Origin of the sequence: Pseudomonas sp. BN417 (genome assembly GCF_029871205.1) — a bacterium.
In the GTDB taxonomy this organism is placed as follows: domain Bacteria; phylum Pseudomonadota; class Gammaproteobacteria; order Pseudomonadales; family Pseudomonadaceae; genus Metapseudomonas.
This window is the reverse complement of record NZ_SSOJ01000063.1, coordinates 12,408-32,516: the sequence shown is the minus strand read 5'-3', so window position 1 is coordinate 32,516 and position 20,109 is coordinate 12,408. Positions and strand designations below refer to the sequence as shown.

Annotated in this window: 23 protein-coding genes and 1 pseudogene; 16 read left to right on the top strand and 8 right to left on the bottom strand. The window is 63.3% G+C overall.

Annotated features, from left to right (window positions below; genetic code table 11):
• Positions 1–21 precede the first annotated feature (21 nt).
• Positions 22–501: a TlpA disulfide reductase family protein gene (locus E8F11_RS06045; protein ID WP_280287925.1), complete on the top strand. Its 480-nt coding sequence runs from the start codon at positions 22–24 to the stop codon at positions 499–501.
• A gap of 4 nt (positions 502–505) precedes the next feature.
• Positions 506–781, top strand: coding sequence for an acylphosphatase (locus E8F11_RS06040; protein WP_280287924.1), 276 nt, complete (start codon positions 506–508; stop codon positions 779–781).
• 42 nt (positions 782–823) lie between these two features.
• Here the strand turns inward: E8F11_RS06040 and E8F11_RS06035 are convergent, their stop codons facing one another.
• Positions 824–1,780, bottom strand: coding sequence for a hypothetical protein (locus E8F11_RS06035; protein ID WP_280287923.1), 957 nt, complete (start codon positions 1,778–1,780; stop codon positions 824–826).
• An 8-nt stretch (positions 1,781–1,788) separates the two neighbouring features.
• Positions 1,789–3,504, bottom strand: a complete 1,716-nt coding sequence (locus tag E8F11_RS06030; RefSeq protein WP_280287922.1) for a proline--tRNA ligase — start codon at positions 3,502–3,504, stop codon at positions 1,789–1,791.
• 113 nt (positions 3,505–3,617) lie between these two features.
• Between E8F11_RS06030 and E8F11_RS06025 the strand changes: the two genes are divergently transcribed.
• On the top strand, positions 3,618–4,031 hold the full coding sequence (locus tag E8F11_RS06025; protein WP_280287941.1) for a PaaI family thioesterase: 414 nt from the start codon (positions 3,618–3,620) through the stop codon (positions 4,029–4,031).
• 112 nt (positions 4,032–4,143) lie between these two features.
• On the opposite strand, the gene E8F11_RS06020 is transcribed toward E8F11_RS06025, so the two are convergent.
• Positions 4,144–5,502, bottom strand: coding sequence for an OprD family porin (locus tag E8F11_RS06020; protein WP_280287921.1), 1,359 nt, complete (start codon positions 5,500–5,502; stop codon positions 4,144–4,146).
• Positions 5,503–6,230: 728 nt separating this feature from the next.
• Here E8F11_RS06020 and E8F11_RS06015 point away from each other — a divergent pair.
• Together E8F11_RS06015 and E8F11_RS06010 are read left to right on the top strand one after the other, a co-directional pair.
• Positions 6,231–6,656, top strand: coding sequence for an HIT domain-containing protein (locus E8F11_RS06015; RefSeq protein ID WP_280287920.1), 426 nt, complete (start codon positions 6,231–6,233; stop codon positions 6,654–6,656).
• A 3-nt stretch (positions 6,657–6,659) separates the two neighbouring features.
• Complete coding sequence (locus tag E8F11_RS06010) at positions 6,660–6,866, top strand: SlyX family protein (RefSeq protein ID WP_280287919.1); 207 nt, start codon at positions 6,660–6,662, stop codon at positions 6,864–6,866.
• 48 nt (positions 6,867–6,914) lie between these two features.
• On the opposite strand, the gene E8F11_RS06005 is transcribed toward E8F11_RS06010, so the two are convergent.
• The 5 genes and pseudogenes from E8F11_RS06005 to E8F11_RS05985 form a co-directional block, all read right to left on the bottom strand.
• Positions 6,915–7,139 carry a cold-shock protein gene (locus tag E8F11_RS06005; RefSeq protein ID WP_271412277.1) on the bottom strand — a complete coding sequence of 75 codons (225 nt, stop codon included), beginning with the start codon at positions 7,137–7,139 and terminating at the stop codon, positions 6,915–6,917.
• A 54-nt stretch (positions 7,140–7,193) separates the two neighbouring features.
• Positions 7,194–7,589: pseudogene (locus tag E8F11_RS06000) on the bottom strand (cold shock domain-containing protein membrane protein); the annotation flags it as partial.
• Between the two features lie 79 nt (positions 7,590–7,668).
• Positions 7,669–8,736: a GGDEF domain-containing protein gene (locus tag E8F11_RS05995; protein ID WP_280287917.1), complete on the bottom strand. Its 1,068-nt coding sequence runs from the start codon at positions 8,734–8,736 to the stop codon at positions 7,669–7,671.
• A gap of 106 nt (positions 8,737–8,842) precedes the next feature.
• Positions 8,843–9,313 (bottom strand): Dps family protein, encoded by a 471-nt coding sequence (locus tag E8F11_RS05990; protein ID WP_280287915.1) that lies wholly within the window; start codon positions 9,311–9,313, stop codon positions 8,843–8,845.
• Positions 9,314–9,447: 134 nt separating this feature from the next.
• On the bottom strand, positions 9,448–10,266 hold the full coding sequence (locus E8F11_RS05985; RefSeq protein WP_280287913.1) for an SDR family NAD(P)-dependent oxidoreductase: 819 nt from the start codon (positions 10,264–10,266) through the stop codon (positions 9,448–9,450).
• A 269-nt stretch (positions 10,267–10,535) separates the two neighbouring features.
• Between E8F11_RS05985 and aspS the strand changes: the two genes are divergently transcribed.
• The 11 genes from aspS (at position 10,536) to pal (ending at position 20,106) form a co-directional block, all read left to right on the top strand.
• A complete protein-coding gene (aspS, locus tag E8F11_RS05980; protein ID WP_280287911.1) occupies positions 10,536–12,311 on the top strand; it encodes an aspartate--tRNA ligase in 1,776 nt (591 codons plus the stop codon).
• Positions 12,312–12,372: 61 nt separating this feature from the next.
• The gene (locus E8F11_RS05975; RefSeq protein WP_280287910.1) at positions 12,373–13,122 is read left to right on the top strand and encodes a YebC/PmpR family DNA-binding transcriptional regulator; all 750 of its coding nucleotides are present in this window, start codon (positions 12,373–12,375) and stop codon (positions 13,120–13,122) included.
• Positions 13,123–13,257: 135 nt separating this feature from the next.
• Positions 13,258–13,782, top strand: a complete 525-nt coding sequence (gene ruvC / locus E8F11_RS05970; RefSeq protein WP_280287909.1) for a crossover junction endodeoxyribonuclease RuvC — start codon at positions 13,258–13,260, stop codon at positions 13,780–13,782.
• Positions 13,783–13,803: 21 nt separating this feature from the next.
• Positions 13,804–14,409 carry a Holliday junction branch migration protein RuvA gene (gene ruvA, locus E8F11_RS05965; protein WP_280287907.1) on the top strand — a complete coding sequence of 202 codons (606 nt, stop codon included), beginning with the start codon at positions 13,804–13,806 and terminating at the stop codon, positions 14,407–14,409.
• A gap of 6 nt (positions 14,410–14,415) precedes the next feature.
• A complete protein-coding gene (gene ruvB, locus E8F11_RS05960; protein ID WP_280287906.1) occupies positions 14,416–15,468 on the top strand; it encodes a Holliday junction branch migration DNA helicase RuvB in 1,053 nt (350 codons plus the stop codon).
• Between the two features lie 92 nt (positions 15,469–15,560).
• Positions 15,561–16,007, top strand: coding sequence for a tol-pal system-associated acyl-CoA thioesterase (gene ybgC / locus E8F11_RS05955; RefSeq protein ID WP_280287905.1), 447 nt, complete (start codon positions 15,561–15,563; stop codon positions 16,005–16,007).
• Positions 16,008–16,009: 2 nt separating this feature from the next.
• Entirely contained in the window at positions 16,010–16,705 is a 696-nt protein-coding gene (gene tolQ / locus E8F11_RS05950) for a protein TolQ (RefSeq protein WP_280287904.1), read from the top strand.
• 34 nt (positions 16,706–16,739) lie between these two features.
• Entirely contained in the window at positions 16,740–17,198 is a 459-nt protein-coding gene (gene tolR / locus E8F11_RS05945; protein ID WP_280287903.1) for a protein TolR, read from the top strand.
• Entirely contained in the window at positions 17,198–18,244 is a 1,047-nt protein-coding gene (gene tolA, locus E8F11_RS05940; RefSeq protein ID WP_280287901.1) for a cell envelope integrity protein TolA, read from the top strand. The genes tolR and tolA overlap by 1 nt, the downstream gene beginning before the upstream one ends.
• Positions 18,241–19,545 (top strand): Tol-Pal system beta propeller repeat protein TolB, encoded by a 1,305-nt coding sequence (gene tolB / locus E8F11_RS05935; protein WP_280287899.1) that lies wholly within the window; start codon positions 18,241–18,243, stop codon positions 19,543–19,545. The genes tolA and tolB overlap by 4 nt, the downstream gene beginning before the upstream one ends.
• A gap of 57 nt (positions 19,546–19,602) precedes the next feature.
• Positions 19,603–20,106 carry a peptidoglycan-associated lipoprotein Pal gene (gene pal / locus E8F11_RS05930; RefSeq protein WP_280287897.1) on the top strand — a complete coding sequence of 168 codons (504 nt, stop codon included), beginning with the start codon at positions 19,603–19,605 and terminating at the stop codon, positions 20,104–20,106.
• Positions 20,107–20,109: the final 3 nt, after the last annotated feature.

Here is a 20,109-nt window from a genome sequence, read left to right as displayed (position 1 = left end):
GCGTACACGAGGACCGAATGCATGGGATCGCGACTCCAGGCTGTAATAGGGCTATTCGCGCTGATGGGCGCCGGACTGTTCCTTGCCGGCTGCTCGGACGACGCAGGTGTTGATCAGCATGGACAGAAGGTAGCGGTTGAACGACTTGAAGGCCAGTGGTTGGTGATCAATTACTGGGCCGAGTGGTGCGCTCCTTGCCGCACCGAAATACCCGAGCTCAACGCCCTCGCCGAGCAGCAGCAGGACAAGGGGGTGAAGGTGTTGGGGGTCAACTTCGACGGCCTGCAGGGCGAGGAGCTCGGTCAGGCTGTGCAGAAGATGGGCATCCGCTTCACCGTGCTGGCCGAGGACCCGTCCAAACGGTACGACCTGCCGCGCAGCGAAGCATTGCCTGTCACCTACATCATCGATGCTCAGGGCAAGCTGCGCGAACGCCTGCTGGGTGAGCAGAATGCCGCAGGCCTGACCGCGCGGCTCGACGAACTGCGCAAGGGGGGGTAGGGCAATGGCGCGAATCTGTCTGCATGGCTATGTCAGCGGCAAGGTGCAGGGGGTCTACTACCGGCAGTCGACCCAGGAACAGGCGGACCGCCTGGAGCTGGACGGCTGGGTGCGAAACGTCGCCGATGGCCGAGTCGAGGTGCTGGTGGAGGGCGAGGAAGGGGCCGTGCGCGAACTGGCAGCCTGGCTGGAGCAGGGCCCGGCCGACGCCCAGGTAACCGAGGTGGATTTGCAGGAGCAGCCGCTGCAGGGGATTACCGGCTTCATCGTGCGGCGCTGAACGTCAGGGCGGGGGAGCGAACCGGGTCCGCCCCCTCGTGGGTCAGTCCGATTCGCCGGGGTCCGCCGCCAGGCGACCGGCGTCCTTCATCAGCGACTTGAGGAATTCCTGCTGCAGCTCCGGATCGTTGCGGGTCAGCTCGATCAGACTCTGCTCCAGCTCGCTTGCTTCCTCCTCCATACCCAGCTCCGACAGGCGCTTGACCCGGTGCACCCATTCCGGCACCTCGTCGTCTTCGAGGTCCTCGAAGATCAACGCGTGGGCTTCCGCCAGCTTGCCACGCAGGTTGTGGCTGACACCCAGGGTGGCATCGGCGCGAGCATTGTCGAGAGGGTCCTCGACATGCAAACGGAGCGTGCCGATGCGGCTGATGTCCTGCTCGGCGAACGGGCCGTCCAGCAGGTTGAGACGCAGGATGCCATTGCGGTCGGTGAGCAGCTCGTGGGTCTTGTTGCCAGCATTCACCAGCACCGGGCGTTCGGCCCAGGGCAGGCTGGAGTATTCCATGCGCTTGTCCAGTTGCTTCTCGTCGATACCGGCCAGGTTCTGCTCGGAGCGGCCGTTGGACTCGACGTTCATCGCCGGATTGAGGCCGGCGAAACCGTAGCTGATCCAGTCCTTGGTGGCGGTATCCGGCAGGCTGCCGAGCAGCACCACGTTGAGCACGTTGGCGCCGACGCCAGCGACCACGGCCACCGCACCCAGCGGCACCTCGTAGAGTTCCCGCCAAGGCTGGTACGGGGTGTAGCGGTCGTAGTGACGGCTCACCTCGAACTCGGTGACCTCGAAGGTCTTCTGCTCGTTGATGCGGATGCGTCGTTGCGGGAGTTCCAGCACCTGTGGGTCGCCCACGTCGATCTGCAGGCTGTGGTTGAGCAGTTTGCGCTCGACACGTTCTTCGTGTTCGCTGCGCTGCGGCAAATGGTTGGCGCAGCCGCTGACGAAGAGGGCGCCGCACAAGGCGGCGCCGGCGAGGTGATAGGAACTACGCTTGGACATTTTTTCGATCAGCGATTCACGCGGGCGGTGATGAAGGACAGAACCTCTGCGACCGGTACAGCCTGGCTGTCGGCTTCGCGGCGGTTCTTGTATTCCAGGTTGCCATCGGTCAGGCCGCGCTCGCTCACGACGATGCGGTGCGGAATGCCGATCAGCTCCATGTCGGCGAATTTGACGCCGGGGCTGGTTTTCTTGTCACGGTCGTCCAGCAGCACCTCGACGCCCGCCGCACGCAACTCGGCGTAGAGCTTGTCAGTGGCTTCCTTGACGGCCGGGGTCTCGTATTTCAGCGGCACCAGGGCGACCTGGAAGGGGGCCAGGGCCTGGGGCCAGAGTATCCCGCGATCGTCGTAGTTCTGCTCGATGGCGGCGGCCACCACACGGGAAACGCCGATGCCGTAGCAACCCATGATCAGGGTCACCGGCTTGCCTTGCTCGCTGAGTACGTTCAGCTTCATGGCTTCGCTGTACTTGGTGCCCAGCTGGAAGATATGGCCGACTTCGATGCCGCGCTTGATCACCAGGGTACCCTTGCCGTCCGGGCTCGGGTCGCCGGCCACCACGTTGCGCAGGTCCGCGACTTCCGGCAGCGGCAGGTCACGCTCCCAGTTGACGCCGAAATAGTGCTTGTCGTCGATGTTGGCGCCGATGGCGAAGTCGCTCATCAGGGCCACGGAACGGTCCACCACGCAGGGCAGGGGCAGGTTCAGCGGGCCGAGGGAGCCGGCGCCAGCGCCGATCGCCTGGCGCAGTTCGGCCTCGCTGGCGAACACCAGCGGGCTGGCGACCTGTGCCAGGTTGGCGGCCTTGATCTCGTTCAGTTCGTGATCGCCACGGACGATCAGGGCGACCAGCTTGCCTTCTTCGGCGCCGTGGACCACCAGGGTCTTGATGGTTTTCTCGATCGCCAGGCCGAACTTCTCCACCAGGTCAGCGATGGTCTTGGTGTCGGGGGTGTCGACCAGTTGCAGCGCCTGGCTCGGAGCGGGACGCTCGGTCTCGCGGGGCAGGGCCTCGGCTTTCTCGATGTTGGCGGCGTAGTCGGAGCTGTCGCTGAAGGCGATGTCATCTTCGCCCGACTCGGCCAGCACGTGGAATTCATGGGAGCCGGTGCCGCCGATGGAGCCGGTATCGGCCAGTACGGGACGGAAATCCAGGCCCAGGCGGCTGAACACGTTGCAGTACGCCTGGTGCATGCGGTCGTAGGTTTCCTGCAGAGAATCCTGGCTCATGTGGAAGGAGTAGGCGTCCTTCATGGTGAACTCGCGGCCGCGCATCAGGCCGAAGCGCGGACGGATCTCGTCACGGAACTTGGTCTGGATCTGATAGAAATTGATCGGCAGCTGCTTGTAGCTGTTCAGCTCGTTGCGCGCGAGGTCGGTGATGACTTCCTCGTGGGTCGGGCCGACGCAGAACTCGCGCTCATGGCGGTCGTGCAGGCGCAGCAGCTCGGGGCCGTACTGCTCCCAGCGACCCGACTCCTGCCACAGCTCGGCGGGCTGCACGGCGGGCATCAGCACTTCCAGTGCACCGGCGGCGTTCATCTCTTCGCGGACCACCGCCTCGACCTTGCGCAGCACCCGCAGGCCCATTGGCAACCAGGTGTAGAGACCGGAGGCAAGCTTGCGGATCATGCCGGCGCGCAGCAGCAGCTGGTGGCTGATCACCACGGCATCGGAGGGGGTTTCCTTGAGGGTAGACAGCAGGTACTGACTGGTACGCATGATTGGCCGTTTTGTCGGTTGCGATGGGTTTGAATGGCTCGGCATTGTACGGCCCTGATCAAGTGGCGTACAGGATTGCGGTCCGGTAGACGGAGGAGGGCGACGTGATGGGGCTGACGGCGGAACAGGTGGAGGCGCTGATACGGAGCGGCGTGCCGATGGCTGAGGATATCGACTTGCGCATCGAGCGACTGGATGCGCAAGGCGCGCTGGCGCGAGTGCCCTTCCAGTCCAAGTTGGTGCGCCCGGGCGGGACACTTTCCGGCCCGACGATAATGGCGTTGGCCGATGCGGCCATGTATGCGGTGGTACTGGGGCGGCTGGGCAAAGTTGAAATGGCGGTGACGTCCAACTTGAACATCAACTTCCTGTCAAGGCCCAAGCCGGTCGATCTATATGCAGAGGCGCGGATACTTAAACTTGGTCGGCGTCAAGCAGTCTGTGAAGTGTCTCTCTATTCACAGAGCGAGGAAGATGATCTCGTTGCTCATGTGACCGGTACTTATGCCTTGCCCCTGGGTGATTAAAGTTTGAACAGTTCCTGGTTGAATTTCGATCAACTTCCTGGTCAAGTTCTGAACAAAAAGAAACCCGGCCTAGGCCGGGTTTCTTGTATCACTCAGGTGTACGCAAGGGATATTACAGGATATCCAGCGGGTACTCGGTGATTACGCGGACTTCGTCCAGGGCAGTGGAGTTGCCGGAAGTGAAGAAGCCCATGTCGGTGTTGGCGCGCCAGCTGGCGTGACGAATACGGATCGACAGGTCCTTGGCGGCACCTTCCTGAACCACGTACTTGGCTTCGATGTCGCGTTCCCATTCCTTGCCGTCTTCGCCGATAGCGCCAGCGAAGGCGCCGTTCGGGTCGGCCTTGGTGCCGTCGACGTCGTCACCGGTGATGTAGCGAGCCATGAAGCTCAGGCCCGGCACGCCGTACTCGGCCATGTTCAGGTCGTAGCGAACCTGAATGGACTTCTCGTTCGGGCCGTTGAAGTCGGAGTACTGGACGGAGTTGGCCAGGAAGATGGAGTCGCCGGAGTTCTGGCCGTCCATCGAGATGTAGTCGAAGGGCTCGTCGCCATTCACCTTCTGGTAGGCCAGGGTGAGTTTGTGGGCGCCGATGGAGTAGGCGGCGGCGGCGGACCAGGCGGTGCTGTCGAGGTCGCCGGCCAGGGCCTTGCCTTCATCCAGGGTACGGTAGACGTTGAAGTCCAGGTTCAGGGCCTGGCTGTCGCTGAACGGAATGTTCCAGTTCAGGTTGCCGTAGTACTGGCGCCAGATGTCTTCCAGCTCGGAGCCGTACAGGCTGGCGCTGACGTTATCGGTGAAGGCGTAGGAGCCACCCACGTAGTCGGCGGTGTCGCTGGCGATGCCGGTGTAGGTGGTGGTGATTTCGCCGTGGCGGTTGGTGGAGGCGCTGCCGTCACGGATGGAGGTGAAGTGGCCGGCGTCGATGTTCAGGCCTTCGATCTCGCTGCTCAGCAACTGGAAGCCTTCAGCGGAGCCCGGGAACAGGCGAGCGGTACCGGTGGCGAAGACCGGAGCGGTCGGGAACAGGTTGCCGTACTTCAGCTGGGTGTTGGAGATCTGGGCTTTGACAGCGCCGCCAGCGTAGGAGTAATCGTCCTGGGAGCGGCCGTCGGAGCCGGTCGGGAGCAGGCCGGTACCGTTGGTGCCATTGCCGCTGTTCAGCTTCAGGCCCAGCATGGCGTGGGCGTCAACGCCGAAGCCAACGGTGCCTTGGGTATAGCCGGACTGGTAAATGGTGCTGATGCCATGGGCCCATTCGTTGCGGTAGTTCTGGTCGCCGGCCGATCCGAGGCGGCTGTTCGCGCCATTGTTGCGGAAGTCACGGTAGAAGGCGTAGTTCTTGTTCAGCAGTTTCAGGTCGCTGTCTTCTACGAAGCCCTTGGACTCTTCCTGGGCGCTGGCGAATGCCAACTGCATGCTACCGGCGGTCACGGCCAGAGCCAGTGCGCTCCACTTCATCACTTGCATTGTGATTGCTCCTTTGGTTTTGAAGATTCTCGCCGCTTTCTTATTTACTGAAGGCGGTTCTTTCTTTTTGTGTCGGCGCTAACTTATAGCACGGCGACAATTATGGCGATAGTTGAAACCTAGTCCTTACGATTTCTTCACAGTGCTGTCGCAAATCGAGAAGAACTGTGTCGCATATCTATAGGTTTGGCCTTGCATCCCTTCATCCCCTATGTATCCGGGGCACTTTGCGGGTGGGCTTCAATTGGATTTATTCCCGGTCCCGTCTGTGACCTGGCAGGTGACAAGCAACAAACGTGCACAATCGCTGGGAGGTCAGGCGAAATTTGTCCTTGCCCATATGGAGCGGTCGTTCCAGACGTCAGAACCCATTGCCGGCATGGTCGATAGAGGAATCCGCTGCCCCGAAACGAGGCGCTTTGCGTATCGAGTGGCTATTGACAGTCAGTGGTGGGGAAGCATGTAGCGGTCGTGGCTAGTGCGAATGCTGGGCAGTGGTAACCGGGGTGTTGCGAGCGGTAACGAAATATCCTGCCCGCACGGTTATGGTGCGCGCGGTAACGCCGTCGACGCTTTGCCTGGCCTTCCTTATATAAAGGAAAGGCGGCGAGTTTCGTTGTGATCGCTCCTTGGATATGCTGCGTGCCCCTCTCCGCCACTCGGCACTGGGCCGGTGAGTGGGGCGGGGGTTAAGCTCAGTTATCCATAGCCGAACAGGAGAGGTCGGTATGTTCACCCTGGACCCGAGACTTCAGCAGGACACCCTGCCGATAGGTGATTTCCCCCTGTGCCGGCTGCTGTTGATGAACGATGCGCAGTATCCCTGGTTCATCCTGGTGCCGCGCCGTGAGGAGGTCAGTGAGCTGTTCCAGCTCGGCGCCGAGGAGCAGCGTCAGCTGTGGCAGGAGACCAGCTTCCTGGCGGAGACCCTCAAGGACGCCTTCGGCGCCGACAAGATGAATGTCGCCACACTGGGTAATGTGGTCAGCCAGTTGCATATGCATGTGATCATCCGCCGTCGCAACGATGCGGCCTGGCCGGCTCCGGTCTGGGGTCGTCATCCGGCGGTGCCTTATTCGACGGAGCAGGTGGCCGCCATCCGTGACCGGCTGCGCCTGGTACTGACCGATGATTTCCGCTTCGTGGAGCAATGAATCATGAGTCTGGAGATGCGCATCGCCGACCTCGAGAGTCGCCTGGCCTTCCAGGACGACACCATTCAGACCCTCAACGATGTACTGGTGGGGCAGCAGCGGGTAGTGGAGCGCCTGCAGTTGCAGCTGGCGGCCCTGGCCAAGCGCCAGGAAGAGTTGCTCAGCCAGTTCGGTTCCAGTGAGGATGAGGCGCCGCCGCCCCATTACTGATCCGCATGAAAAAAGCCCGCCGATTGGCGGGCTTTTCAATTGGACCTGTCAGCGTCTGCCGGGTAGCGCGGCGATCACGTCTTCGGCCTGCAGGCCCTTGTCACGCTGGATAACCGAGAACTCCACACGCTGGCCTTCGATCAGTACCCGGTGGCCTTCGCCACGGATGGCGCGGAAGTGCACGAAGATGTCATCCCCCGAGTCTCGGGAGATGAAGCCGAAGCCCTTGGACGTGTTGAACCACTTCACGGTGCCGGTTTCGCGGTTGGACATGTCCTGGGGCAGGGGCGGTGCCTGGGTGACCTTGCGCAGGTTGATGGCCAGGTGCAGGGCGACGGCCAGGACCAGGGCAAAGAGGCTGACCAGGATGGCGGGCTGCTCGCCAATGACCGGCAATGGCGCGAGGAGGATCAGCGTCTGCAGGATCACCGCCAGGACCAGCAGTGCGGATACCAGGCTCTGCAACTGGTTGCGCAGGCCCTTGGTCCAGGCCGGAACGACTGGGGCCAGCAGCAGGTTGAGCAGGCCGCAGAAGGCCAGGTAGAGCGCATCCGGTTGTTGCACGTAGGGCAGGGCGTCGGCACGCAGGCTTGGAATGATTGACAATAGCAAGGCGGCAGCGCCCGTCAGCAGATGGACGATTTTCAGTATGTTCAATGGATTCACCTTGGAAACGGAATCTCTAACGGAAGAGCCGGGCCGCGCGGGATGAAGAGGGCGCATGCTCCGGCCTATGCCGTACGACCGGGCAAGGGCGTGCGGCACGGGCTGTATTTAACAGCAAAGGGCAGGGCTTCTCAAATCAAGCGGTTAGCGCCGGTTCAGGGGCTGGCGGATGCACCTGGTTGCGGCCGTTGCGCTTGGCCTGGTAAAGCGCGTCGTCAGCGCGGGTGATCAGGCTTTCCAGGCTGTCGCCGGGTTCTGCCAGGGCCAGGCCGAAGCTGGCGGTGATGGTGTCGAGGACCTGGTCGGTGCGCCGTACCTTGACCCGCAGCGCCTGCATCTTGCTGCGCAGTTGCTCGGCGAAGGCGCGTGCCGTGTCGAGGTTCCGGCAGTCGCGCAGCACCACGCAGAATTCCTCGCCGCCGTAGCGCGCCGCCATGGCGCGCGGGGGTAGCAGTTCCCGCAGCAACTGGCCCACGTGCTGGAGCACGCGATCTCCCAGTGGGTGGCCGAACTGGTCATTGAACTGCTTGAAATGGTCGATATCCAGCATCACCAGGGCCAGGCCTTCCTGGCCACTCTTCAGGGATTGCTCCAGCAGGCGGGTGAAGGCCTGGCGGTTGAACACCTGGGTCAGGCCGTCGAGAGTGGCGGCCAGTTGGGCGCGTTCCAGTTGGCTGCGCAGTTGCTGGATTTCCGACTGTGCGGCGCGCAGGCGGTAAAGGAACTGTTCCTGCTGTTCCTGCATCAGCTGGGTGCTTTCCTGGAGATGGTTCAGCACACTGGGCAGGTCGTCGATGATGGGCTCGTGCAGGGCGGCAAGGCCCGCCGTCAGGCTGCTCTGATAGGCTTGGCTGCCGGTGACGCTGCGGCTGACATCGCCTTCGATGTCGTCCACCAGTTCGATGACTTGTTGCTGGCCCTGGCGGGCCTCTTCCAGTTCGCCGCGGATGATGTAGTCGCGAAACAGCTTGATGGCCGATTCCGGCGGGAAGACATCGAAGTCCTTGGTGATCTTGTCCAGGCGGCGGTTGAGATCGGGCTCCACCCCCTTGCTGTAGGTGTACCAGAGGGCGTAATGCACCGGGTTCGGCGGAATGGCATGGCGCACCATGTGGGGGACGGCCTGCTTCAGCAGGTCGGCGGCCTCACGGGTTTCTTCGGGGTAGAGCTCAAGCAGCGACGTTGGTTTCGGAGGCTGGCTCATGCATTTCACTGTGGCGAAATATCGAATTGCCAGAGCATAGAGCAGGCCGCCTGCGACGCCTAGCGTAAGGCCCGGTTTCCCGGGCCTTTTTGCTTGATGCCCGAGGTCAGGCGGCGAGCAGGCTGCGCAGCATCCAGGCGGTCTTTTCGTGGATCTGCATGCGTTGGGTGAGCAGGTCGGCGGTGGGTTCGTCGCTGACCTTGTCCAGCAGCGGGAAAATGCCGCGTGCGGTACGCACTACTGCTTCCTGGCCCTGGATCAGTTGTTTGATCATGTCCTCGGCTGACGGCACGCCTTCCTCTTCCTTGATCGAGGACAGGCGGGCGTAGGCGGCGTAAGTGCCGGGCGCCGGGAAGCCCAGGGCGCGGATACGCTCGGCGATGGAATCGACCGCCAGGGCCAGTTCGGTGTACTGCCCTTCGAACATCAGGTGCAGGGTGTTGAACATGGGGCCGGTGACGTTCCAGTGGAAGTTGTGGGTCTTCAGGTAGAGGGTGTAGGTGTCGGCCAGCAGGCGGGACAGACCCTCCGCGATGGCTGCGCGATCCTGTTCGGCGATTCCGATGTTGATTTCCATACCAGTTCTCCTCTCGGTAGCTTGGGGCCCATATCGACCCCGTGATGGCCAGAGCCTATCACGGGGCAGGCCGGGCTCTGCCTTGTCTTCTATCAATGAAAGCGATGGTTAGAAGTCATTGGTCCCTGCGCGGTTCAGCCCTTATTCAGCAGTTTGCCCAGCAGGCGGGGATAGTTGGCCGGCAGCAGGCGCTGCAGGTGGTCGAGGAAGCGCGCGTCGGCGCCGACCAGGATGCGCGGCCGGCCCGCCTGTATGCCGTCGATGATGATGCGCGCGGCCTGCTCGGCGGAGGTGCGCGCCAGCCTGTCGAAGCGAGCGGCCGCCTTGCCGGCGTCGCGTTTGCCGTCGACGCCCTGATAGAAGCGTGCCGATCGGGCGATGTTGGTGCGAATGCCCCCGGGGTGGACGCAGCTCACCCTGATCGGCGTCCCGCTCAGCTCCTGGCGCAGCGCTTCGGTGAAGCCGCGCACTGCGAATTTGCTGGCGTTGTAGGCACCCTGGGTGGGCACGCTGACGATGCCGAAGATGCTCGAGAGATTGACGATATGGCCTTCGCCCTGCTCCAGCAGGTGCGGCAGGAAGGCCTTGGTGCCATGCACCACGCCCCAGAAATTGATGCCCATCAGCCACTCGAAGTCGTCGTAGCGCAGCTCTGCGATGGTCTGGGACACCGCCACGCCGGCATTGTTGATCACCAGGTGGGCGCCGCCGTGGTAGGCCAGGACGGCGCCAGCGAAGTCGTGCATGGCATCGCGGTCGGCGACGTCGAGGGTATGGGTGGACAGCCGCAGGCCTTCCTGGCGCAGTGGCGCAGCGGTAGCTTCGAGGCTGGCGGCGTCGATGTCGGCGAGGGCCAGATGGCAGCCGTGCGCCGAGAGCTGGCTGGCCAGGGCGCGGCCGATGCCGGAGCCGGCGCCAGTGATGACCGCGACCTTTCCTGCTAGCGGTTGCATGTCCACTCCTTGTGTGTCGCGTGTCCGTCCGTCGGGCGAGTGCAGGCGAGCTTAGTCACTGCAATCCGGTCCAGCAAGCGAACCGGCTCTCGCCTGCGGCTTCCGGGGCCTTCGGGCGGGCGGCTGCGCGGTGGCAATTTACGCTATATAATCCCGCTCTTTGCCGCGAGCCCCGGCCAGTCCGGCAGGGGGTTGCACCGCCGCCGGATGCTCCGCCGCCCCGTGGGTGGCCGGACGAATTCAAGACTCAAGAGAAGCGAAACACGACCATGATGCGCAGCCACTATTGCGGCCAACTGAACGAGAGCCTGGATGGCCAGGAAGTCACCCTCTGCGGTTGGGTACACCGTCGCCGTGACCACGGTGGGGTCATTTTCCTCGATATCCGTGACCGCGAAGGCCTGGCCCAGGTGGTGTTCGACCCGGATCGCGAAGAGACCTTCGCCCGCGCCGACCGCGTGCGCAGCGAATACGTGGTGAAGATCGTCGGCAAGGTGCGTAAGCGTCCGGCCGGTGCGGTCAACCCGAACATGGCCTCTGGTGGCATCGAGGTGCTGGGCTACGAGCTGGAAGTGCTGAACCAGGCCGAGACTCCGCCGTTCCCGCTGGACGAATATTCCGACGTAGGCGAGGAAACCCGCCTGCGCTATCGCTTCATCGACCTGCGCCGTCCGGAAATGGCGGCCAAGCTGAAGCTGCGTTCCAGCATCACCAGCAGCATCCGTCGTTACCTGGACGAGAACGGCTTCCTCGACGTCGAGACCCCGATCCTGACCCGCGCCACCCCGGAAGGCGCCCGTGACTACCTGGTACCGAGCCGTACCCACGCTGGCAGCTTCTTCGCCCTGCCGCAATCGCCCCAGCTGTTCAAGCAGCTGCTGATGGTGGCCGGCTTCGACCGCTACTACCAGATCGCCAAGTGCTTCCGTGACGAAGACTTGCGCGCCGACCGTCAGCCGGAATTCACCCAGATCGACATCGAGACCAGCTTCCTCGATGAAAGCGACATCATCGGTATTACCGAGAACATGATCCGCAAGCTGTTCAAGGAAGTGCTGGACCTGGAATTCGACGAATTCCCCCACATGACCTTCGAAGAGGCCATGCGCCGCTACGGCTCCGACAAGCCGGACCTGCGCATCCCGCTGGAACTGGTGGACGTCGCCGACCAGCTCAAGGAAGTGGAATTCAAGGTGTTCAGCGGCCCGGCCAACGATCCGAAGGGCCGCGTCGCCGCCCTGCGCGTACCGGGTGCCGCGAGCATGCCGCGCAGCCAGATCGACGACTACACCAAGTTCGTCGGCATCTATGGCGCCAAGGGCCTGGCCTACATCAAGGTCAACGAGCGCGCCAAGGGCGTCGAGGGCCTGCAGTCGCCCATCGTCAAGTTCATCCCCGAGGCCAACCTGAACGTGATCCTCGATCGCGTGGGCGCCCAGGATGGCGACATCGTGTTCTTCGGCGCCGACCGCGCCAAGGTCGTCAGCGAAGCCCTGGGCGCGCTGCGTATCAAGGTCGGCCATGACCTCAAGCTGCTCACCAAGGAGTGGGCGCCGATGTGGGTCGTGGACTTCCCGATGTTCGAAGAGAACGACGACGGCAGCCTGACCTCGCTGCACCACCCCTTCACTTCGCCCAAGTGCAGCCCGGAAGAGCTGGAGGCCAACCCGGCCGCGGCGCTGTCCCGCGCCTACGACATGGTGCTGAACGGCACCGAACTGGGCGGCGGTTCCATCCGTATCCATGACAAGGGCATGCAGCAGGCGGTATTCCGCGTGCTCGGCATCAGCGAAGAAGAGCAGGAAGAGAAGTTCGGCTTCCTCCTCGATGCCCTGAAGTTCGGTGCTCCGCCCCATGGCGGCCTGGCCTTCGGCCTGGACCGTCTGGTAATGCTGATGACCGGCGCCTCGTCGATCCGCGAAGTGATCGCCTTCCCGAAAACCCAGAGCGCGGCTTGCGTCATGACCCAGGCGCCGGGCGCCGTGGATGCCAAGGCCCTGCGCGAGCTGCACATCCGTCTGCGCGAGCAGCCGAAAGCCGAGTAAGTCGAACCAACCCGAGGCGGCGCCAGGCGGCGCCGCCCGTTCAGAAAATACGGAGTGAGTTATGGCTGGTCATTCCAAATGGGCCAACATCAAGCACCGCAAAGAACGCCAGGACGCCAAGCGCGGCAAGATCTTCACCAAGCTCATCCGTGAGCTGACCGTGGCCGCCAAGCACGGCGGCGGCAATCCCGCGGACAACCCGCGTCTGCGCCTGGCCGTGGACAAGGCGCTGACCGCGAACATGACCCGCGACACCATCGACCGCGCCATCGCCCGCGGCGCCGGCTCCAACGACGCCGACAACATGGTCGAGCTGAGCTACGAAGGCTACGCGCCGAGCGGCGTGGCCATCATCGTCGAAGCCATGACCGACAACCGCAACCGCACCGCGGCCGAAGTGCGCCATGCCTTCAGCAAGTGCGGCGGCAACCTGGGTACCGATGGCTCGGTCTCCTACATGTTCGACCGCAAGGGGCAGATCAGCTACGCGCCCGGCGTGAACGAGGAAGCCTTGATGGAAGCGGCGCTGGAAGCCGGCGCCGACGACGTGGTGGCGGAAGAGGACGGCTCGGTGGAGGTCTACACTACCTTCGCCGATTTCCTCTCGGTAAACGAAGCCCTGACCGCTGCCGGTTTCAAGGGTGATGAGGCTGAGGTGGCGATGATCCCGTCCATCTCTGCGCCCATCGCCGACCTGGAAACCGCGCAGAAAGTGCTGAAGCTGATCGACATGCTGGAAGACCTGGACGACGTCCAGAACGTCTACCACAACGCCGAGATCCCAGACGAGATCATGGAACAGCTCGGCTGAGCGCTGGCGTGATCGCAAAGCCGGAAGTCGCCAAGTGCGCTTCCGGCTTTTTTGTTGGCGGGCAGGTCCGTATACTCGCGGCTGGATAAATAGACAGTATGCCGACTTCGGTCGGCTCCTGGAGCGCACGGCGGCATGACCCTGATTCTTGGTATCGACCCGGGTTCCCGCATCACCGGCTACGGCGTGGTGCGTGACACCGGGCGTGGCTGCGAGTACATCGCTTCCGGCTGCATCCGCACCGGCGCCGGCGTGCTGCACGAACGCCTGCAGATCGTGTTTCGAGGTGTGAGCGAGGTGATTCGCACCTACGGGCCGGTGACCATGGGTATCGAACAGGTGTTCATGGCGCGCAACGCCGACTCCGCGCTCAAGCTGGGCCAGGCCCGTGGCGCGGCCATAGTCGCCGCGGCCGAAGCGGGGCTGGAAATCGCCGAATACACCGCCAGCCAGGTCAAGCAGGCCATCGCCGGTACCGGCGGCGCCGACAAGCAGCAGGTGCAGATGATGGTCATGCACCTGCTCAAGCTGGTGCAGAAACCCCAGATCGACGCCTCCGACGCCCTGGCCATCGCCCTGTGCCATGCGCACCATCGGCAGAGCCTGATCCCCCACGGTTTGGCGACCGCCAAGCGCCGTGGCGGCCGGCTCCGTTTGTAACCTATTCAAAGGACGTTATTCGTGATTGGACGCCTACGCGGCAACCTGGCGGAGAAACAACCGCCGCACCTGATACTCGACGTCAACGGCGTGGGCTACGAGCTGGAAGTCCCCATGACCACCCTCTATCGCCTGCCGTCGGTGGGCGAGCCGGTGACCTTGCACACCCATCTGGTGGTGCGCGAAGACGCCCACCTGCTCTATGGCTTCTTCGAAAAACGCGATCGCGAGCTGTTCCGCGAGCTGATCCGTCTCAACGGCGTGGGGCCGAAACTGGCCCTGGCGCTGATGTCCGGCCTGGAGGTCGACGAACTGGTGCGCTGCGTACAGGCCCAGGACACCTCGACCCTGGTGAAAATTCCGGGTGTCGGCAAGAAGACCGCCGAGCGCCTGCTGGTGGAGCTCAAGGACCGTTTCAAGGCCTGGGAAAGCATGCCGGCCATCTCCACCCTGGTGGTCGAACCCCGGGTGGGTATGGCAGTCTCCAGTGCGGAGCATGACGCCTTGAGCGCACTGATCGCCCTCGGCTTCAAGCCCCAGGAGGCCAGTCGTGCGGTGTCCGCCATCAAGGAAGATGGGCTGTCCAGCGAAGAAATGATCCGCCGCGCCCTGAAAGGAATGGTGTAACCCCGCATGATAGAAGCCGACCGCCTGATCACCGCCAGCAGCCGCGACCGCGACGAGCAGCTGGACCGTGCCATCCGCCCGCTGCGGCTCACCGACTACATCGGCCAGCCCGTCGTGCGCGAGCAGATGGAGCTGTTCATCCAGGCTGCCAAGGGACGGAGCGAGGCCCTCGACCATACGCTGATCTTCGGCCCGCCGGGCCTGGGCAAGACCACCCTGGCGAATATCATCGCCAGCGAGATGGGTGTGTCCATCAAGAGCACCTCCGGCCCCGTGCTGGAGCGCCCGGGCGACCTGGCCGCGCTGCTCACCAACCTGGAAGCCGGCGACGTGCTTTTCGTCGACGAAATCCACCGCCTCTCGCCGATAGTCGAGGAAGTGCTCTATCCGGCGATGGAAGATTTCCAGCTCGACATCATGATCGGCGAAGGCCCGGCCGCGCGCTCCATCAAGCTGGATCTGCCGCCCTTCACCCTGGTCGGCGCCACGACGCGCGCCGGCATGCTCACCAATCCCCTGCGCGACCGCTTCGGCATAGTCCAGCGCCTGGAGTTCTACAGCACCCAGGACCTGACCACCATCGTCAGCCGTTCCGCCGGCATTCTCGGCCTGCACATCGAACCCGAAGGCGCCTTCGAGATCGCCCGCCGTGCCCGTGGCACGCCGCGTATCGCCAACCGCCTGCTGCGGCGGGTGCGCGACTTCGCCGAAGTGCGGGGGCGGGGCCAGATCACCTGCCCCATCGCCGACCAGGCGCTGAACCTGCTGGATGTCGACGAACGTGGCTTCGACCACCAGGACCGGCGTCTACTGCTGACCATGATCGACAAGTTCGATGGCGGCCCGGTTGGCATCGACAACCTGGCAGCGGCCATCAGCGAAGAGCGCCACACCATCGAGGACGTGCTCGAGCCCTACCTGATCCAGCAGGGCTATATCATGCGCACGCCACGGGGGCGGGTAGTGACCCGGCATGCCTACCTGCATTTCGGGATCAATTTGCCCAAACGCATGGCTGACAGTCCGACCGCTGATCTGTTCGGCGCGGGTGACGAATAGCCGGATCCGTGGTCGAAGCGCTCGGCAGGGATGAACCGACGAAAAAACAGTTGCCTGGCCGGATTGGCAACCTTAGGAGTAAGCACTAGAGTATGCGCGCGCAAAATGGGGCCCAGCCTTTCCAGCATCGTTGTCGTGTTTATTACGAAGACACCGATGCCGGGGGCATCGTCTACTACGTCAATTACCTCAAGTTCATGGAGCGGGCTCGAACCGAGCGCCTGCGCAGTCTGGGCTTTGCCCAGTCGGAGCTGGCCGGGGAGAACCTGCTGTTCGTCGTTCATTCGGCCGAAGCGCGTTATGTCGCGCCGGCCAGGCTGGACGACGTGCTGAACGTCAGTGCCGAGGTAATGGAATTGAACCGTGCCAGCCTGCGTTTTCGTCAACAGGTGCGAAGAGCCGCCGATGACGCATTGCTATGCGAAGGGCAGTTCCTGGTGGCCTGTGTGCGTGCGGACAGTTTGAAACCCCGGGCGATCCCCGAAGCGCTGCGTTCAGCCTTCGCCGCCGACCCGGGTCTATTCCCTGCAGGAGATTAAGCGTGGAAGCCAACGTCGTCGACCATACCTCCATGTGGAGCCTGATCAGCAACGCCAGTATTGTGGTGCAGCTGGTCATGCTGATCCTGGTGGCCGCCTCGGTCACCTCCTGGATCATGATTTTCCAGCGCAGCAACATGCTGCGTGCCGCCAAGAAGTCCCTGGAAACCTTCGAAGAGCGTTTCTGGTCGGGCATCGACCTGTCCAAGCTGTATCGCCAGGCCGGCAGCAACCCGGACCCGGACTGCGGCGTCGAGCAGATCTTTCGTGCCGGCTTCAAGGAGTTCTCCCGCCTGCGCCAGCAGGCCGGCGTCGACCCGGACGCGGTGATGGAAGGTGTGGCCCGTGCCATGCGCGTTGCCATTTCCCGTGAAGAAGAGAAGCTCGAGCAGAGCCTGCCCTTCCTCGCCACCGTCGGCTCAACCAGCCCCTACATCGGCCTGTTCGGTACCGTATGGGGCATCATGAACTCCTTCCGCGGCCTGGCCCAGGTTCAGCAGGCGACCCTGGCCACCGTGGCCCCCGGCATCGCCGAAGCGCTGATCGCCACCGCGATCGGCCTGTTCGCCGCGATCCCGGCCGTTATCGCCTACAACCGCTTCGCCGCGCGTGGCGAGACCCTGATCGGCCGCTACTACACCTTCGCCGACGAGTTCCAGGCCATCCTGCACCGCAAGGTGCACACCAGCGACGAGTAAGTTGTCGGGACCCTGAGAGGAAAGGTTTCAAGCCATGGCCAGAATCCGCCACAAACGCAAACCGGTCGCCGAGATGAACGTCGTGCCTTACATCGACGTCATGCTCGTGCTGCTGGTGATCTTCATGGTCACCGCGCCCATGCTCAACCAGGGCGTCAAGGTCGACCTGCCGAAGGTCTCCAGCGAGGCCCTGCCGCAGGACAACAACGCCCGTGTCCTGACCATCTCGATCAAGTCCGACAAGTCCTATTTCTGGAACATGGGCGAGGAGGTCGATACCGACCAGGGCAAGAACAGCGAGACCTCGGTCTCCCTGGACCAGCTGGTTACCGCTGCGTCCGGCATCATGGCCGAGAACAGCCGCCAGGGTAAGACCGTGCAAGTCTTCGTCCGCGGCGACAAGTCGGTCGACTACGGTGCCGTGATGGCGGTGATGGGCGGCCTGCAGAAGGCCGGCGTGGCCAACGTCGGGCTGATCACCGAGGCGCCCTGATGCAGCAACAGAGCGAACGCTCCTCCTCGGAAAGCTACTTCTGGCCGACCGTCTGGGCCGTGGCCCTGCACGTCCTGATGTTCGGCATGCTGTTCGTCAGCTTCGCCTTCACCCCGGAACTACCGCCTTCCCGGCCGATCGTGCAGGCGACCCTCTACCAGCTGAAATCCCAGAGCCAGGCCACCACCCAGACCAACCAGAAGATCGCCGGCGAGAAGAAGAAGACTGCTGCGCCACAGTTCGAGACCGAACAGCTGGAGCAGAAGAAGGCCGACGAGCAGAAGGTGGCAGCGGCCAAGGCGGCGGAACAAAAGAAAGCCGATGAAGCTCGAAAGGCCGAAGAGGTAGCTGAGAAGGCCGAGAAGGCCGAGGCGGCCAAGCAGGCGGCGGAAGCCAAGAAAGCTGCCGAGGCGAAGAAGGCCGAAGAGAAGAAGCTGGCTGACATCGCCAAGAAGAAGACGGAAGAGGAAGCCAAGAAACAGGCGGCCGAAGACGCCAAGAAGGCAGCCGCTGAACAGGCCAAGAAAAAGGCCACGGAAGACGCCAAGAAGAAGGCGGCAGCCGAAGCAGCCAAGAAAAAGGCTGCGGAAGATGCCAAGAAGAAGGCCACTGCAGATGCCGCGAAGAAGAAAGCGGCGGAGGAGGCCAAGCGCAAGTCCGCCGAGGACAAGAAAGCTGCGGCCCTGGCCGAGCTTCTGTCCGAGGATGTCGGTCGCCAGCAGGCGCTTGCCGACGAGGTGGGCGACCAGGTCGCCGGCAGCCTCGATGACCTGATCATCAAGCTGGTCAGCGAGCAGTGGCGCCGCCCGCCATCGGCGCGTAACGGCATGAGCGTAGAAGTACTGATCGAGATGCTGCCCGATGGCACCATCACCAACGCCAGCGTCACCCGCTCCAGCGGCGATTCGCCTTTCGACGGTTCCGCGGTGAGCGCGGTCCGCAGCGTTGGGCGCATCCCCGAGATGCAACAATTGGATCGCGCTACCTTTGACCAGATGTACAGGCAGCGCCGCATCATCTTCAAACCGGAGGATTTAGGTCTGTGAATACCCTGATTCGTATCGTCCTGCTCGGAGTGGCCATGCTGGTCGGCTCCGTCCAGGCCGCCGACCCGCTGGTGATCACCAGCGGTACCGACCGGGCGACCCCGATCGCCGTGGTGCCCTTTGGCTGGCAGGGCGGCACCGTGCTGCCCACCGAGATGTCTGAAGTCGTCGGCAGCGACCTGCGCAACTCCGGCTACTTCGAGCCGATTCCGCGGCAGAACATGATCAGCCTGCCGACCCAGGCCAGCGAAGTCATCTATCGCGACTGGAAGGCCCTGGGCGCCCAGTACGTGCTGGTGGGCAACATCGTCCCGGCCGGCGGCCGTCTGCAGGTGCAGTTCGCCCTGTTCAACGTCACCACCGAACAGCAGGTCATGGCCGGCAACGTCAGCGGCTCCACCGACCAGCTGCGTGACATGGCGCACTACATCGCCGACCAGTCCTTCGAGAAGCTTACCGGCCTCAAGGGCGCCTTCTCGACCCGCATGCTCTACGTCACCGCAGAGCGCTTCTCGGTGAACAACACCCGCTACACCCTGCAGCGCTCGGACTACGACGGCCAGCGCGCCGTGACCCTGCTGCAGTCCCGCGAGCCCATCCTGTCACCGCGTTACGCGCCGGACGGCCGCCGCATCGCCTATGTGTCCTTCGAGCAGAAGCGTCCGCGCATCTTCATCCAGCACATCGACACCGGCCGCCGTGAGCAGATCACCAACTTCGAAGGCCTGAACGGCGCCCCGGCCTGGTCGCCGGAAGGCAATCGCCTGGCCTTCGTGCTGTCCCGCGACGGCAATCCGGAGATCTACGTGATGGACCTGGGCAGCCGCCAGCTGCGCCGCGTGACCAATAACATGGCGATCGATACCGAACCCTTCTGGGGCGCGGACGGCCAGACCATCTATTTCACCTCGGATCGTGCCGGCAAGCCGCAGATCTACAAGACCAATATCGGTGGTGGCGAGCCGCAGCGGGTTACCTTCGCCGGCAACTACAACGCCAACCCGAAACTCTCGGCTGACGAGAAGATGCTGGTGATGATCCACCGCCAGGACGGCTTCACCAACTTCAAGGTGGCGGCCCAGGATCTGACCCGCGCAGGATCGGCTCCGCGCATCCTTTCCGGCACTTCGCTGGACGACTCGCCCACTGTTGCGCCTAATGGCACCATGCTAATCTACGCAACTCGCCAGCAGGGGGGCGGCGTACTGATGCTCGTGTCTACAAACGGGCGCGTACGGGTCCCGATTCCCACAGTTCAGGGCGACATTCGCGAACCTTCTTGGTCGCCGTACCTGAACTGACGCGGTCATTAAAAATACCTTTGCTAAACACACCTGGGGTTCATTAGGAGTTACATGATGGAAATGCTGAAATTCGGCAAGTTTGCCGCTCTTGCGCTGGCCATGGCCGTGGCTGTTGGTTGCTCGTCCAAAGGCGGCGAAGGCGCTGGTTCCGGCGAAGGCGCCGTTGACCCGAACGCTGGCTACAACGCCGGCGGCAGCGGTGTAGACGGCAGCATGAGCGAAGAAGCCGCTCTGCGCGCTATCACCACCTTCTACTTCGAGTACGACAGCTCCGACCTGAAGCCGGAAGCCATGCGCGCTCTGGACGTACACGCCAAGGACCTGAAAGCCAACGGCGCTCGCGTCGTTCTGGAAGGCCACACCGACGAGCGCGGCACCCGCGAGTACAACATGGCTCTGGGCGAGCGTCGTGCCAAGGCCGTTCAGCGCTACCTGGTTCTGCAGGGCGTTTCCCCGGCTCAGCTGGAACTGGTTTCCTACGGCGAAGAGCGTCCGGTTGCCACTGGCAACGACGAGCAGTCCTGGGCGCAAAACCGCCGCGTAGAACTGCGCAAGTAATTT

What these genes read in the sequence shown, in the direction of transcription:
- E8F11_RS06045 (WP_280287925.1), top strand. Translation starts at nt 22, where the DNA reads ATGGGATCGCGACTCCAGGCTGTAATAGGGCTATTCGCGCTGATGGGC.
- E8F11_RS06040 (WP_280287924.1), top strand. Translation starts at nt 506, where the DNA reads ATGGCGCGAATCTGTCTGCATGGCTATGTCAGCGGCAAGGTGCAGGGG.
- E8F11_RS06035 (WP_280287923.1), bottom strand. Translation starts at nt 1,780, where the DNA reads ATGTCCAAGCGTAGTTCCTATCACCTCGCCGGCGCCGCCTTGTGCGGC.
- E8F11_RS06030 (WP_280287922.1), bottom strand. Translation starts at nt 3,504, where the DNA reads ATGCGTACCAGTCAGTACCTGCTGTCTACCCTCAAGGAAACCCCCTCC.
- E8F11_RS06020 (WP_280287921.1), bottom strand. Translation starts at nt 5,502, where the DNA reads ATGCAAGTGATGAAGTGGAGCGCACTGGCTCTGGCCGTGACCGCCGGT.
- E8F11_RS06015 (WP_280287920.1), top strand. Translation starts at nt 6,231, where the DNA reads ATGTTCACCCTGGACCCGAGACTTCAGCAGGACACCCTGCCGATAGGT.
- E8F11_RS06010 (WP_280287919.1), top strand. Translation starts at nt 6,660, where the DNA reads ATGAGTCTGGAGATGCGCATCGCCGACCTCGAGAGTCGCCTGGCCTTC.
- E8F11_RS06005 (WP_271412277.1), bottom strand. Translation starts at nt 7,139, where the DNA reads ATGTCCAACCGCGAAACCGGCACCGTGAAGTGGTTCAACACGTCCAAG.
- E8F11_RS05995 (WP_280287917.1), bottom strand. Translation starts at nt 8,736, where the DNA reads ATGAGCCAGCCTCCGAAACCAACGTCGCTGCTTGAGCTCTACCCCGAA.
- E8F11_RS05990 (WP_280287915.1), bottom strand. Translation starts at nt 9,313, where the DNA reads ATGGAAATCAACATCGGAATCGCCGAACAGGATCGCGCAGCCATCGCG.
- E8F11_RS05985 (WP_280287913.1), bottom strand. Translation starts at nt 10,266, where the DNA reads ATGCAACCGCTAGCAGGAAAGGTCGCGGTCATCACTGGCGCCGGCTCC.
- aspS (WP_280287911.1), top strand. Translation starts at nt 10,536, where the DNA reads ATGATGCGCAGCCACTATTGCGGCCAACTGAACGAGAGCCTGGATGGC.
- E8F11_RS05975 (WP_280287910.1), top strand. Translation starts at nt 12,373, where the DNA reads ATGGCTGGTCATTCCAAATGGGCCAACATCAAGCACCGCAAAGAACGC.
- ruvC (WP_280287909.1), top strand. Translation starts at nt 13,258, where the DNA reads ATGACCCTGATTCTTGGTATCGACCCGGGTTCCCGCATCACCGGCTAC.
- ruvB (WP_280287906.1), top strand. Translation starts at nt 14,416, where the DNA reads ATGATAGAAGCCGACCGCCTGATCACCGCCAGCAGCCGCGACCGCGAC.
- ybgC (WP_280287905.1), top strand. Translation starts at nt 15,561, where the DNA reads ATGCGCGCGCAAAATGGGGCCCAGCCTTTCCAGCATCGTTGTCGTGTT.
- tolR (WP_280287903.1), top strand. Translation starts at nt 16,740, where the DNA reads ATGGCCAGAATCCGCCACAAACGCAAACCGGTCGCCGAGATGAACGTC.
- tolA (WP_280287901.1), top strand. Translation starts at nt 17,198, where the DNA reads ATGCAGCAACAGAGCGAACGCTCCTCCTCGGAAAGCTACTTCTGGCCG.
- pal (WP_280287897.1), top strand. Translation starts at nt 19,603, where the DNA reads ATGGAAATGCTGAAATTCGGCAAGTTTGCCGCTCTTGCGCTGGCCATG.